This window comes from Pseudomonas sp. 2957 (assembly GCF_031456345.1).
Classification (GTDB): Bacteria; Pseudomonadota; Gammaproteobacteria; order Pseudomonadales; family Pseudomonadaceae; genus Aquipseudomonas; species Aquipseudomonas siliginis.
In genome coordinates, this window is the sequence record NZ_JAVDUL010000004.1 from 602,464 (window position 1) to 615,302 (window position 12,839).

Annotated in this window: 12 protein-coding genes; 4 read left to right on the forward strand and 8 right to left on the reverse strand. The window is 60.2% G+C overall.

Features of this window, described 5'->3' with window-relative positions:
- Positions 1-10 precede the first annotated feature (10 nt).
- Positions 11-925 (reverse strand): LysR substrate-binding domain-containing protein, encoded by a 915-nt coding sequence (locus J2Y39_RS17425; RefSeq protein ID WP_122506124.1) that lies wholly within the window; start codon positions 923-925, stop codon positions 11-13.
- A 140-nt stretch (positions 926-1,065) separates the two neighbouring features.
- On the opposite strand from J2Y39_RS17425, the gene trhA reads away from it, so the two are divergent.
- Positions 1,066-1,683 carry a PAQR family membrane homeostasis protein TrhA gene (gene trhA, locus J2Y39_RS17430; protein WP_039757573.1) on the forward strand — a complete coding sequence of 206 codons (618 nt, stop codon included), beginning with the start codon at positions 1,066-1,068 and terminating at the stop codon, positions 1,681-1,683.
- Positions 1,684-1,858: 175 nt separating this feature from the next.
- Here the strand turns inward: trhA and J2Y39_RS17440 are convergent, their stop codons facing one another.
- Both J2Y39_RS17440 and J2Y39_RS17445 read right to left on the reverse strand, forming a co-directional pair.
- Positions 1,859-2,578 (reverse strand): 16S rRNA (uracil(1498)-N(3))-methyltransferase, encoded by a 720-nt coding sequence (locus J2Y39_RS17440; protein WP_056786439.1) that lies wholly within the window; start codon positions 2,576-2,578, stop codon positions 1,859-1,861.
- Between the two features lie 152 nt (positions 2,579-2,730).
- A complete protein-coding gene (locus tag J2Y39_RS17445; protein ID WP_056786442.1) occupies positions 2,731-4,137 on the reverse strand; it encodes an adenosylmethionine--8-amino-7-oxononanoate transaminase in 1,407 nt (468 codons plus the stop codon).
- Positions 4,138-4,361: 224 nt separating this feature from the next.
- Between J2Y39_RS17445 and J2Y39_RS17450 the strand changes: the two genes are divergently transcribed.
- Complete coding sequence (locus tag J2Y39_RS17450) at positions 4,362-6,131, forward strand: flavin monoamine oxidase family protein (protein ID WP_236167701.1); 1,770 nt, start codon at positions 4,362-4,364, stop codon at positions 6,129-6,131.
- A 363-nt stretch (positions 6,132-6,494) separates the two neighbouring features.
- On the opposite strand, the gene J2Y39_RS17455 is transcribed toward J2Y39_RS17450, so the two are convergent.
- Together J2Y39_RS17455 and J2Y39_RS17460 are read right to left on the reverse strand one after the other, a co-directional pair.
- Positions 6,495-6,779 carry a hypothetical protein gene (locus J2Y39_RS17455; RefSeq protein ID WP_310218917.1) on the reverse strand — a complete coding sequence of 95 codons (285 nt, stop codon included), beginning with the start codon at positions 6,777-6,779 and terminating at the stop codon, positions 6,495-6,497.
- A gap of 24 nt (positions 6,780-6,803) precedes the next feature.
- Positions 6,804-6,992, reverse strand: coding sequence for a hypothetical protein (locus J2Y39_RS17460; protein ID WP_236708172.1), 189 nt, complete (start codon positions 6,990-6,992; stop codon positions 6,804-6,806).
- Positions 6,993-7,292: 300 nt separating this feature from the next.
- Here J2Y39_RS17460 and J2Y39_RS17465 point away from each other — a divergent pair, with 300 nt between their 5' ends.
- Positions 7,293-7,844 (forward strand): cytochrome b, encoded by a 552-nt coding sequence (locus J2Y39_RS17465; RefSeq protein WP_041476792.1) that lies wholly within the window; start codon positions 7,293-7,295, stop codon positions 7,842-7,844.
- Between the two features lie 31 nt (positions 7,845-7,875).
- Positions 7,876-8,454: a YceI family protein gene (locus tag J2Y39_RS17470; protein ID WP_039757580.1), complete on the forward strand. Its 579-nt coding sequence runs from the start codon at positions 7,876-7,878 to the stop codon at positions 8,452-8,454.
- A 250-nt stretch (positions 8,455-8,704) separates the two neighbouring features.
- Here J2Y39_RS17470 and J2Y39_RS17475 read toward each other — a convergent pair whose 3' ends face one another.
- From J2Y39_RS17475 to J2Y39_RS17485, 3 genes are all read right to left on the reverse strand, one after another.
- Entirely contained in the window at positions 8,705-10,567 is a 1,863-nt protein-coding gene (locus J2Y39_RS17475) for a DEAD/DEAH box helicase (protein WP_016772767.1), read from the reverse strand.
- Between the two features lie 221 nt (positions 10,568-10,788).
- Entirely contained in the window at positions 10,789-11,601 is an 813-nt protein-coding gene (locus tag J2Y39_RS17480) for an ABC transporter substrate-binding protein (protein ID WP_252868412.1), read from the reverse strand.
- A gap of 87 nt (positions 11,602-11,688) precedes the next feature.
- On the reverse strand, positions 11,689-12,771 hold the full coding sequence (locus J2Y39_RS17485) for a hypothetical protein (protein WP_056786451.1): 1,083 nt from the start codon (positions 12,769-12,771) through the stop codon (positions 11,689-11,691).
- Between the last annotated feature and the right edge of the window lie 68 nt (positions 12,772-12,839).

Sequence of the window (12,839 nt, forward strand, 5' to 3'; positions counted from 1 at the left end):
CGACTCGGTATCAAGCCTGGCGATTGGCATACATCCGACACTCCGCCAGCAACGCCAGCAAATTCGGATCACGCTCCTTGGCCTTCAGAAACACCACGCCAATGTGCTGCTGCAAGCGGTACTTCTCCTGCAACGGGATGAGCTTCACCCGGTTCTCGTACACCGCCGCAATCCGCCCCGGCAGCAACGCATAACCCACCCCCGAGCTGACCATGCTCAGCAGGGTGAAGATGTCATTGACCTGCATCGCCACCTTCGGCTCGAACCCCGCTTGCTTGAATACCCGCACACCGTCCTGATGCGTGGCGAAGCCCTGGGTCAGGGTGATGAAGGTTTCATCGCGCACTTCCGCCAGATCGACTTCACTGCGCTGAGCGAATTTTGAATCCGCCGGGGTGGCGAGGAAGATGTCGTCGGAGAACAGCGCAATCTGTTCGCAATCGGGGTCGTTGATGCTGTCGTCCAGCGACACCAGAATCGCGTCGACTTCCATGTTTTTCAGCTTGTAGAGCAGGTCGATGTTCGAGCCGAGGATCAGGTCGATGTTGAGTTCGCTGCGGCGGATCTTCAGGCCCATGATCAGCTGCGGCACGGTCTTCACCGTCAGTGAATACAGCGAGCCGAGCTTGAAGCGCTCGGCGGAGAACCCGGCGGCTTCGCGGGTCAGGCGCACGCTGTCGACGACGTCGTTGATCAGCTTCTGCGCACGTTCCTCCAGCACATAAGCGCTTTCCAGCGGCGTCAGGTTGCGCCCTTCGTGTTTGAACAGCGGGCAGCGCAGAGCATTTTCCAAAGAGTGAATGGCGCGGTGCACGCTGACGTTGCTGGTCTGCAGTTCGGCGGCGGCGCGGGCGAGGTTGCCGGTGCGCATGAAGGCGAGGAACACCTCGAGTTTTTTCAGGGTCAATTCTTCGTCGATCAGCATGGCGCGGACTCTTTTTGGTATCGGCCGATTGTGCCCAATTCCCGCGGGCCGCGCAGGCGAGGTTGAACAGAAACATTGCGCTTTTACGCTCAAGGCCCGAGCCTTGCGCGCTGCGGTAACGAATGTGAGGTGAGCAATACATGTATCACGGGGAAAAACTCAACGCCTGGACCCATCTGGTCGGGGCCATCGCCGCGTTTATCGGCGGCGTGTGGATGCTGGTGATTGCCAGCCTCGACGGCAGTCCGTGGAAGATTGTCAGCGTGGCGATCTACGCCTTCACTTTGCTGGTGCTCTACAGCGCCTCGACCGTGTATCACAGCGTGCGCGGGCGCAAGAAAGCGATTATGAAGAAGGTCGATCATTTCTCGATCTACCTGTTGATCGCCGGCAGCTACACGCCGTTCTGTCTGGTGACGTTACGCGGGCCTTGGGGCTGGACGCTGTTCGGGATTGTCTGGGGGCTGGCGCTGATCGGCATCCTGCAAGAGATCAAACCGCGCTCCGAGGCACGGATTCTGTCGATCGTGATTTACGCGGTGATGGGCTGGATCGTGCTGGTCGCAGTCAAACCGCTGATTGCCGCACTGGGCACAGCGGGGTTTGCCTGGCTGGCATCGGGCGGGGTTTTGTATACGGTGGGGATTATCTTCTTTGCCCTGGATCACCGCCTGCGGCATGCCCATGGCATCTGGCATCTGTTCGTGATTGCCGGGAGTCTGCTGCACTTTGTCGCGATTCTGTTTTACGTCCTGTAAATGCAATCCCTGTGGGAGCGAGCCTGCTCGCGAAGGCGTCAGGTCAGCCAACACCTTCGTTGAATGAAACACCGCTTTCGCGAGCAGGCTCGCTCCCACAATAAATCTTCAGTGAACTCTGGTTTTGTGAACACCCTAGATCCAATGTGGGAGCGAGCCTGCTCGCGAAGGGGCCTTAGAAGTCACCCCACAGTTGCTGGGCCACCGCCAACGCCACCACCGGCGCGGTCTCGGTGCGCAACACGCGCGGGCCGAGGCGGGCGGCGTGGAAGCCATTGCCTTTGGCCTGCTCGACTTCGCCATCCGTCAACCCACCTTCCGGTCCGATCAGAAACGCCAGCGTCGCCGGTTTGGCATGGCTGACCAGCGGTTCTGCGACCGGATGCAGCACCAGTTTCAATTCGGCTTCAGTCTGCTTGAGCCAGTCCGCCAGCAACACTGGCGGATGAATCACCGGCACCCGTGAACGCCCGCACTGTTCGCAGGCACTGATCGCCACCTGGCGCCAGTGCAGCAAGCGCTTGTCGGCGCGTTCGTCCTTGAGGCGCACTTCGCAGCGTTCGCTGAAGATCGGGGTGATTTGCGTCACGCCCAGTTCAGTGGCTTTCTGAATCGCCCAGTCCATGCGCTCGCCCCGGGACAGGCCCTGGCCGAGGTGGATCTGCAGCGGCGATTCGATTTGCCCGGCGAACTGCTCGTCGATCTGCACGACCACGCGCTTCTTGCCGACTTCGACGAGCGATCCGCGAAACTCATGGCCGGAACCGTCGAACAACTGCACCGCATCGCCTTCGGCCATGCGCAGCACGCGGCTGATGTAATGCGCCTGAGCCTCCGGCAGTTCGTGTTCGCCAGTGCTCAGCGGGGCGTCGATAAAGAAGCGGGACAGTCTCATTTCGGGTCTCTGGAAAGATATGAATCAGTTGGATCGGTGTCGACTTCATTCGCGAGCAGGCTCGCTCCCACACTTGAAATGCATTCCCCTGTGGGAGCGAGCCTGCTCGCGAAAGCGGCAGTCCAGCCACCGCAAATCTCAAGCAAGGCGAATCAGCCCGGGTCGCGGAATCCCGGATGGAAGTCTTTCGGCACCGCAACACTGACGCTGTCACGCGTAGCAATATCAATACCTTCACTGGCCACTTCGGCCAGAAAGTCGATCTGCTCCGGGGTGATCACATACGGCGGCAGGAAATACACCACGCTGCCCAGTGGCCGCAACAACGCGCCACGTTCAAGCGCATGTTGGAAGACCTTCAAACCGCGACGCTCCTGCCAAGGGTAGGCCTCTTTGGTGGCTTTATCCTTGACCATCTCGATGGCCAGGACCATGCCGGTCTGGCGCACTTCCGACACATTCGGATGATCCACCAGATGCGCGGTCGCCGAGGCCATGCGTTGAGCGAGGGCCTGGTTGTTCTCTATGACGTTGTCCTGCTCGAAGATGTCCAGGGTCGCCAATGCCGCAGCGCAGGCCAGCGGGTTGCCGGTGTAGCTGTGCGAATGGAGGAAGGCGCGCAGGGTCGGGTAGTCGTCGTAGAAGGCGCTGTAGACCTCGTCGGTGGTCAGGCACGCGGCCAGCGGCAGGTAGCCGCCGGTGAGGGCTTTGGACAGGCAGAGGAAGTCCGGGCGGATGCCGGCCTGTTCGCAGGCGAACATCGTTCCGGTGCGGCCGAAGCCGACGGCGATTTCGTCGTGGATCAGGTGCACGCCGTAACGGTCGCAGGCCTCGCGCAACAGCTTGAGGTAGACCGGGTGATACATGCGCATGCCGCCCGCGCCCTGAATCAACGGCTCGACGATCACTGCCGCGACGCTGTCATGATTCTCTGCCAGCGTCTGTTCCATGGCCGCGAACATATTGCGTGAGTGTTCTTCCCAGCTCATGCCGTCGGGCCGGCCGTAGCAATCCGGGCTCGGCACTTTGATGGTGTCCATCAGCAGCGCTTTGTAGGTCTCGGTGAACAGCGGCACATCGCCGACCGCCATCGCCGCCATGGTCTCGCCGTGGTAGCTGTTGGTCAGGGTGACGAAGCGCTTCTTGTTCGGCTGGCCGCGATTGAGCCAGTAGTGAAAGCTCATCTTCAGCGCGACTTCGATGCAGGACGAGCCGTTATCGGCGTAGAACACCCGGTTCAGGCCTTGCGGGGTCATCTTCACCAAGCGCTCGGACAGCTCGATCACCGGCTGATGGCTGAAACCGGCAAGGATCACGTGTTCGAGTTGATCGACCTGATCCTTGATGCGCTGGTTGATGCGCGGGTTGGCGTGGCCGAACACGTTGACCCACCAGGAACTGACTGCGTCGAGGTAGCGCTTGCCTTCGAAGTCTTCGAGCCAGACGCCTTCGCCGCGCTTGATCGGGATCAGCGGCAGCTGTTCGTGGTCTTTCATCTGGGTGCAGGGATGCCACAACACCGCGAGATCGCGTTGCATCCACTGGTTATTCAGGCCCATTTACAGTCTCCTCGAGGCGGCTCGCGTCAGGCGCGGGCGAACAATCGCGCAAGCCTATGCAATGCATCGCGCGGGAACAACCCATTGTGTCGATTGAACTACTTTGTCTGAGCCGATAGACGTCGCTGGCGGCGTTTTGATGGCTAACGTATTCTTCGCGGTTCTTTGAGTCGTCTGACTCGCAAAACTGCTTTTTTCCCACATGTTTTTCCGGAGTTCGCTGAATGTCTGTCGGTTGGCTGCGCGCCTGTGCGCTGGTGATGTTGGGGCTGTTCAGCGTTACGGCGCTGGCCAAGGATAAAACCGCAATCGTGATCGGCGGCGGCCTCTCGGGTCTGACCGCTGCTTACGAACTGCAGAACAAAGGCTGGCAGGTCACCCTGCTGGAAGCCAAACCGAGCCTGGGCGGGCGCTCGGGCATGGCCACCAGCGAGTGGATCGGCAACGACAAGACTCAGCCGGTGCTGAACAAGTACGTTTCGACCTTCAAGCTCGGCACCACGCCGGCGCCGGAATTCGTGCGTACGCCGGGTTATCTGATCGACGGCGATTATTTCTCCGCCGCTGATCTGGCCACCAAACAGCCAGCCACCGCCGATGCGCTCAAGCGCTACCAGAAAACCCTCGACGATCTGGCGCGCTCGATCGACGACCCGCAGAACCCGGCGGCGACCGCCACCCTGCATGCACTGGACCAGATCACCGTATCGAGCTGGCTCGACAAGCAGAACCTGCCGGCCACCGCGCGTCAGTTGATCAACCAGGACATTCGCACCCACTACGACGAACCTTCGCGTCTGTCGCTGCTGTATTTCGCTCAGCAGAACCGCGTCTATCGCGGCGTTTCCGACCGCGACCTGCGCGCCTCGCGTCTGGTCGGCGGCAGCCAGGTCCTGGCCCAGGCCTTCGTCAAACAGATCAAGACCATCAAGACCAGCTCGCCGGTCTCGGCCATCATCCAGGACAAGGACGGTGTGACCGTCAAAGTCGGCAGCGTCGGCTATCAGGCCGACTACGTTGTGCTGGCGGTACCGCTGCGCGCGCTGAACAAAATCGCCCTGACCCCTGCGCTGGATGCTCAGCACCTGGCGGCGATCAAAGGCACCAACTACGGCTGGCGCGACCAGATCATGCTGAAGTTCAAGACGCCAGTGTGGGAAAGCAAATCGCGCATGTCCGGCGAGATCTACAGCAATACCGGTCTGGGCATGCTCTGGATCGAACCGGCACTGAAGGGCGGCGCCAACGTGGTGATCAACCTGTCCGGCGATAACGCCCGTGTGATGCAGGCGTTCGGCGACAAGCAGATGGTCGATCAGGTGCTGATCCGTCTGCACGCGTTTTACCCACAGGCCCGTGGCTCGTTCACCGGTTATGAAATCCGTCGCTACAGCACCGACCCGTCGATGGGCGGCGCCTACCTGGCTTACGGCCCGGGGCAGATCAGCAAGTTCTGGCGCCTGTGGGAACGTCCGCTGCAACGCGTAGCGTTCGCCGGCGAACACACCGACACCTTGTACCCGGGCACCTTGGAAGGCGCACTGCGCACCGGCCAGCGCGCGGCTAGCCAGGTTGAAGATCTGGCGGCAGGCAAGTCGTTCGAACCGGCCAAAGTGGTTCCGGCTGCAGCTGCGGCAGGCGCGGCGGGTGCGGTAGCGGCGAAGAAGGGCAACTTCTTCAGCAACCTGTTCGGCGGTTCGGATGACGAGAAAAAGCCAGAGCCTGTTAAAGCGCCAGAGCCAGCACCTGCTCCGGCCGCTCCAGCGCCTGCACCGACCCCGGCACCTGCACCTGCGCCGGTGGAAGCACCGAAGCCAGCGGCCCCGGTAAAAGCCGAGCCAGCGAAGAAAGCAGCGGCCAAGCCAGCGGCGAAGAAACCGGCGGCAAAAACCGAAACGAAAAAGCCGGCGGCCAAACCGGCGGCGAAGAAGGCTGAACCGGCGAAGAAGCCAGCGGCCAAGCCTGCTGCAACGACCGAGACCAAGGCGCAGTAAGGCTTTGTTCACATGAAAACGCGGCCCTCGGGTCGCGTTTTTTTTTGCCCTGCGTTTCAGTCCTTCGTCATCCGGTTACGGGACTTACCGGCGTACCGGAGCCTTCCCACAAGATGCTCGGAATGAGGTGATAGCGGCTGCCAGCGCGCCAATTTTATGCTGGAAAAAATTGGAGGCATGCTATGAAAACGCTTATCGCGATACTGGTTTTGATTGCACTTTCCGGATGTAGCAACGGGCAATTTTTCCCCGGCGGCTATGGTTCTGAACTGGCGCACAAGTGCCACATAGACCCCTACAGTGCCGAATGCCTGCAACCGCCGGCAGTACTCCATAACTGATCGGCCATGAATGGCTGGTCAGTCAAAACTCCCACTTGAAGAATTCTGTCCCGTTCGGCAGTTTCCTCAGCCACTTTTGCTTGGGTTTGCACAGGCGCCCGGGAATGAAACCGAAACGCGCCCAGCGCAGACTGCCCGTGCGCTGGTCGTAAATCACCAGGTTTCCATCGTCCTGCACAGTCATGTATGTGTTGTACCAAAGCGACTTGTCGGTGCTGTGCGTGCTTTCCGCGATCCATAATCGTCGCCTGGAGGGGTCATAAAGAAAGCCGCTGTTGCTGATCACAAACTGCAGCGGCTCGCGCATCTTCTTCGGGTGCAAAGTTGCGCTTTAAGGTTGATTGGCGTCGGCGATCCAGATGATCGCCTCACCGTCCTTGAGCACGAGGTTCCCGTCGCTTTGCAGCATCAGACGAAATCGACCGTTCTCGGATTGCAGGAATTGGCCCGCAGACATCGTTTGATTGGGCGGCAGTACAGACGAACCACTTGCTTGAAAGGGCGTATATCGCAGAGCCATGTTTTCGTGCCTGTTTGAATAATGAAAAGAAGCATCATTCGAGCAGGTTTGAATTGCGCATCAGCGGTACATAGTTATCAGGGTCGAGTTTCGCCGTATGCGTGTGCAGAGATGACGATGGTCAATGCAGCCCCCGTCATTTGTACAAGCGCTCTACGCAGGAATCGCCTTTAATCCTTCCTTAACACCCCGCTCGCAGACTCTTGATCGTATTTATCGATATTTCAAAGCAAAATTTTCCGCTTTAATTCGATAGATAACTCGCTAGTCTTGGTTCGCAGTTCTCACAGGATTTGGGCAATGCAGCTACGTAACTCTTCTTCGCGCTATGGTTGGGTCAGCATCTTCATGCACTGGGGCGTGGCGCTGGCGGTCTTCGGGCTGTTTGCGCTGGGTCTGTGGATGGTTGGGCTGGATTACTACAGTACCTGGCGCAAAGACGCGCCGGATCTGCACAAGAGCATCGGTCTGGTGCTGCTTGGTGTGATGGTGTTGCGGGTGCTGTGGCGCTTCATCAGCCCACCGCCGCCAACGCTGCAAAGCTACAGCCGCATGACCCGTATCGGCGCTAAATTCGGCCACGGGTTTCTGTATCTGGCGCTGTTCGCTGTGATGATTGCCGGTTACCTGATTTCCACCGCAGACGGTGTCGGGATCCCGGTGTTTGGCCTGTTTGAAGTCCCTGCTCTGCTCTCCGGACTACCGGATCAGGCAGATACCGCTGGGGTGATTCATCTGTGGCTGGCGTGGGCACTGGTAATTTTTTCCGGTCTCCATGCGTTGGCAGCATTGAAGCACCACTTTATCGATCGTGATGCGACCCTCACTCGAATGCTCGGTCGCAAAGCCTGAAATTCAACCTCGACTCAAAGGAAAAGAAAGCATGTTGAAAAAGACTCTGGCCGCTCTGGCAATCGGTTCGGCCGTGCTGTCCGCCAACGTAATGGCTGCTGACTATGTAGTAGACAAGGAAGGCCAGCACGCCTTCGTCGACTTCAAGATCAGCCACCTGGGCTACAGCTACATCACCGGTACCTTCAAGGACATCGACGGCAAGTTCAGCTTCGACGCTGCCAAGCCTGAAGACAGCAAGATCGAGTTCAACGTCAACACTGCCAGCGTGTTCACCAACCACGCCGAGCGCGACAAGCACATCGCCAGCGCTGATTTCCTCAACGCCAGCAAGTTCGGCAAGGCTACTTTCGTATCCACCAGCGTCAAGTCCACCGGTGCCAACACCGCTGACGTGACCGGCGACCTGACCCTGCTGGGCGTAACCAAGCCGGTTGTCGTCAAGGCCACCTTCCTGGGCGAAGGCAAGGATCCATGGGGCGGCTACCGTGCCGGCTTCGAAGGCACCACCACCATCAAGCGCTCCGATTTCGGCAAGCAGAAAGACCTCGGTCCGAAGTCCGATGCGGTCGAGCTGTATGTTTCGTTCGAAGGTGTGAAAGCGAAATAAATTTCGCCGCCACATGAAAACGCCCCCGGTCGAAAGGCCGGGGGCGTTTTTTTTTGCCATAACACGCTATTCCTTGTGGGAGCGAGCCTGCTCGTGAAAGCGGTGTGTCAATCGGCAAAGATTCAGCTGACCCGCCGCCTTCGCGAGCAGGCTCGCTCCCACAGGGGTATTGCGGTGTGGCAGAGATAATCGAGGTAAAAAAATGCCCCGGCTCTTTCGAGTCGGGGCATTTTTCATGGCGGGTTGAAACTCAGCGATTGCGGGTCAGCAGTGCTGGTTTCTCGCCACGCGGGCGGCTTGGCAGTTGATCGAGCTGCTCAGGCGTCGGGAAGCGGTCGGCTTTCGATTCCTTGTGCATGATCTTCGGCCCGTTGCTGCGCGGGTTCTGCACGGCCGGTTCGCTGCGAGGTTGATCGTCACGGGCCGGGCGGCGGTTGCGCGGCGCGGATTCGTCACGACGACCCTGACCGTCACGCGGTGCGCCATTGCGCGGGCCGCTGCGTTTGGCCGGTGGCGTGCCGGTGCTCGAGCCGTTGCTGTTGCGTGGACCGTTCTGACGACCCTGAGGCTGGCCACCGCGTGGTGCGCCCGCGCCTTGCGCCGGTGCACCCGGACGACGGCCACGGCCGCCGGCAGGAGCGGCTTTCGGCACGTAGTCGACGCGGTTACCGAAGTTATCGATATCGTCGTCAAGGAATTCGTCCGGGGCACGGTCAGCCGCTGCACGCGGTGGCTGGCTCGGGCGCTGTTCGCGGCTCGGGGTGCCTTCGCGCGGTTTCTGCTGACGGGCAGGGCGCTCGCCACGTTCACCGGCCGGTTTTTCCTTGCCCTTGTCTTTGCCTTTGTCCTTGCGACCACCACCACCGCCGCCGCCATTCGGGCCGTCGCCACGCGGGCCACGGGAATTGCGCGGGTTGCGGATGTCCGGACGCTCGCGGGCTTCCGGCTTCTCGGCTTCGATGGTGCTGGAGTCGAAGCCCATCAGATCGCCGTCGGCAATCTTCTGCTTGGTCATGCGCTCGATGCTTTTCAGCAGTTTTTCTTCGTCCGGCGCGACCAGCGAGATCGCCTCGCCTGAACGACCGGCGCGGCCGGTACGGCCGATACGGTGCACATAGTCTTCATCGACGTTCGGCAGCTCGAAGTTGACCACATGCGGCAACTGATCGATGTCCAGGCCACGGGCAGCGATGTCGGTGGCAACCAGAATGCGTACTTCGCCGGCCTTGAAGTCGGCCAGGGCTTTGGTGCGCGCGTTCTGGCTCTTGTTACCGTGGATTGCCACAGCCGGCAGGCCGTGTTTGTCCAGGTATTCAGCGAGACGGTTGGCGCCGTGCTTGGTGCGGGTAAAAACCAGTACCTGTTCCCACGCGCCGGCGGTGATCAGGTGCGCCAGCAGCGCACGCTTGTGGCTGGCCGGCAGGCGGAACACGCGTTGTTCGATGCGCTCGACCGTGGTGTTCGGCGGCGTCACTTCGATGCGTTCCGGGTTGTGCAGCAGCTTGCCGGCGAGGTCGGTGATGTCTTTGGAGAAGGTCGCCGAGAACAGCAGGTTCTGACGCTTGGCCGGCAGACGCGCGAGGACTTTCTTCACGTCGTGGACAAAACCCATGTCGAGCATGCGGTCGGCTTCGTCGAGAACGAGAATTTCCACGTGGGACAGATCGACGCTGCCCTGGCCGGCGAGGTCGAGCAAGCGACCCGGGCAGGCGACGAGAACGTCGACGCCACGGGACATGGCCTGGACCTGCGGGTTCATGCCGACGCCGCCGAAGATGCAGGCGCTGACGAATTTCAGGTCACGGGCGTAGATCTTGAAGCTCTCGTGCACCTGGGCCGCGAGTTCGCGGGTCGGGGTCAGGACCAGCACGCGAGGTTGGCGCGGGCCGTGACGCTGGGATTTGTCCGGGTGACCGTTGGGGAACAACCGCTCCAGAATCGGGAGGGCGAAGCCGCCGGTTTTACCGGTACCTGTCTGAGCCGCCACCATCAGGTCGCGACCTTGCAACACGGCGGGAATGGCCCGCTGTTGCACCGGAGTAGGCTCGGTATAGCCCGCATCTTCGATGGCACGGACTAAAGCCTCGGAGAGACCGAGGGAAGCAAAGGACATGAGTAATCCTGTTTTAGTTAGGGCTTGGCCCAATGGGAGTCTTGCCTGGCGCGAATCACGTTTAAGAGGACGCAATCCCGTCCGGTCCAGCGGCGGTTCCGAAGGCACGTCAGGAGCGCTCGCGCGGGCTGAAAGCTGCGCTGTAGCGGGTCGAGAGACCTGTTACGGTTCCGGGCGTCCGGGCGTGAGCCTGGCGGGAACGCCGGAGTATAACAGAGCAATCACTGCGCGCTGCTTTCCTGCTGCTCAACGGTTTCGCCGCTGGCCGTGGCCGAGCGCAGTGATGCGCTATCGACAGGCGCGGCACCGTAGCGCGCGCTGAGCTCGGCGTAGGCCGGTTCGCGCTTGAAACGCTTGAGCTCGGCACCGAAACGCTGCACCAGCAAATCCATGCCGGCATTGCGCCGAACTGCTAGAAACTGGCTCTGGCGGCTGATAACCGTCGGGTTTTCCGTGATCAGATCGCGAATATTCAGCTCATCGAGCAAATGCTGACCGACGCGGCGATCGGTAATCAGCAGGTCAATCCGCCCGCGCACCAGTTTGCCGAAATTGGCTTCATGAGTTGGCGCCGGCTCACGGGTAAACAGGTCCGACTGGCTGAAGTCAGGGCTGTACAGATAACCCGGCGAGGTGCCGATGGTCAGGCCTTTGAGTTGTTCGAGGGTGTTGAATGGATGCGGCCGCTCGTTGGCGTAGAACATCACGAATTCGACGTCGGACAGCGGTTCGCTGGGGTAGAGCAGAGTGGCGTCGCGTTCGGCGCTGTGAAAGATGTCCAGCGCACCGTCGGCTTGACCGGTCTCGAGCATCGACAGGCAGCGCTTCCACGGCAGGAACTGCCATTCCACTTCAATGCCCAGGCGCTGGAACACGATGGCGGTGGTTTCGTAGTCAAGACCGAGGTTTTTACCACCCTGTTCGTAGACGTAAGGCGCCCACGGCTCGGTGACAATACGCAACTTCTCCCCCCGAGCGGCGACGCTCAGGCAAGTCAGAAGAATAACGCTCAGCAGTTGGGCAATAAGGGGCATGGCCTGAGGTTAGTACGCGAAACGCCTGATGAGAAGCTCTGGCATGCATGTTTCGCGCAGACCCCGGGCGCAATGGCCGCGATGGCCTTATTTGCTTGCGGTTTTCAGCAGGTGTTGGTGGACCTTCGCGTGGCGCGAACCAAGGATCCGCTTGACCAGGCCGCGACTGAACCAGTCCCTGAGCAAGTGCCTGCAAACCGGCTTGCCGATGCGTTGCTGCTGGTTTTCCAGCGCCTTGTCCCACCAGACCGCTGCACATGCCTGATCGAACTCGTTGGGATGTTCATAGCAGCCGTAAAGGATTTCGCGAATGAACTGACGCAGATGTGCCGGCAGCAGCAACGTGACGAGCTTGTAGAACATCCGCTGCAGTCGCGGTGGTCGAGGCAGTTGCGGTGATACACGTCGGGTGTCGTCCAGTGCAGCCTCGCCGGTCGGGTTGTCGCCATGTTTGGCGACCCAGGCCTGAACCTTGGCCCTGAACAGGTGCTTGCGGCTCCAGTAATGGTGAATCAGATCCGGGCACTTGTTGACGTCCAGCGTGCGATAGGCAGCCACTGACAGGCAGAACTCTTCGAGGGTGTAGGCGCCCTGTGCCGACGGGAACAGCTCATCGATCAAAGCGATGGAGCGGTCGAGCACGTGAGCGTCCTGGCGGTGCAAGCCGATGACGCCGGAGTTGAGCAGGCGCATGTGATCGTCAGTCAGACCTTTGTCCAGCAGTGTGGCCGACAGCGTGCGGTAGAGCAGGCTCATCTTGTTGTCGCCATAGCGGGCGTAGTAGTCATTGCACAGCAGGGTGCCGGGCTGCACCCGCTCGAACAGTTTGAGCGGCGAGCAGTGGAAGAACGTGTCGGTGTCGATCAACAGCGCCGTTTCATGCTCTTCAAGTACCGAGCGCAAAGCGACATGTTTGATGCGGAAATGATAACCGTGGGGCTCGCTCCATTTCTGGCGCGTTTCGGCGTCCAGCGGGCGAACGCGTACGGGGAGATGTGCATAGGGTTGCGGATTGTCGCTGAAGACCTGGATATCGATCGGGGCATCCGGTGTCTCGCGCAACCACGCCAGAGCACTGGCGATGCTGAAAACAGCTTCCTGATGGTAAGTCTCGGCACCGAAAACCAGATAGACCAGTTGAGGGCGTGTTTTTGTTTGCGCGCAGATCATCGACGACAATATTCCATTTGTGCTTTTCAGTGAAAAGGCCCGGTGAGGGCCTTTTTTATCGCATGGAA

Coding starts and splice junctions, on each gene's coding strand:
- J2Y39_RS17460 (WP_236708172.1), bottom strand. CDS start 6,992: ATGGCTCTGCGATATACGCCCTTTCAAGCAAGTGGTTCGTCTGTACTG.
- J2Y39_RS17485 (WP_056786451.1), bottom strand. CDS start 12,771: ATGATCTGCGCGCAAACAAAAACACGCCCTCAACTGGTCTATCTGGTT.
- J2Y39_RS17440 (WP_056786439.1), bottom strand. CDS start 2,578: ATGAGACTGTCCCGCTTCTTTATCGACGCCCCGCTGAGCACTGGCGAA.
- J2Y39_RS17425 (WP_122506124.1), bottom strand. CDS start 925: ATGCTGATCGACGAAGAATTGACCCTGAAAAAACTCGAGGTGTTCCTC.
- J2Y39_RS17445 (WP_056786442.1), bottom strand. CDS start 4,137: ATGGGCCTGAATAACCAGTGGATGCAACGCGATCTCGCGGTGTTGTGG.
- J2Y39_RS17470 (WP_039757580.1), top strand. CDS start 7,876: ATGTTGAAAAAGACTCTGGCCGCTCTGGCAATCGGTTCGGCCGTGCTG.
- J2Y39_RS17455 (WP_310218917.1), bottom strand. CDS start 6,779: ATGCGCGAGCCGCTGCAGTTTGTGATCAGCAACAGCGGCTTTCTTTAT.
- J2Y39_RS17480 (WP_252868412.1), bottom strand. CDS start 11,601: ATGCCCCTTATTGCCCAACTGCTGAGCGTTATTCTTCTGACTTGCCTG.
- J2Y39_RS17475 (WP_016772767.1), bottom strand. CDS start 10,567: ATGTCCTTTGCTTCCCTCGGTCTCTCCGAGGCTTTAGTCCGTGCCATC.
- J2Y39_RS17465 (WP_041476792.1), top strand. CDS start 7,293: ATGCAGCTACGTAACTCTTCTTCGCGCTATGGTTGGGTCAGCATCTTC.
- J2Y39_RS17450 (WP_236167701.1), top strand. CDS start 4,362: ATGTCTGTCGGTTGGCTGCGCGCCTGTGCGCTGGTGATGTTGGGGCTG.
- trhA (WP_039757573.1), top strand. CDS start 1,066: ATGTATCACGGGGAAAAACTCAACGCCTGGACCCATCTGGTCGGGGCC.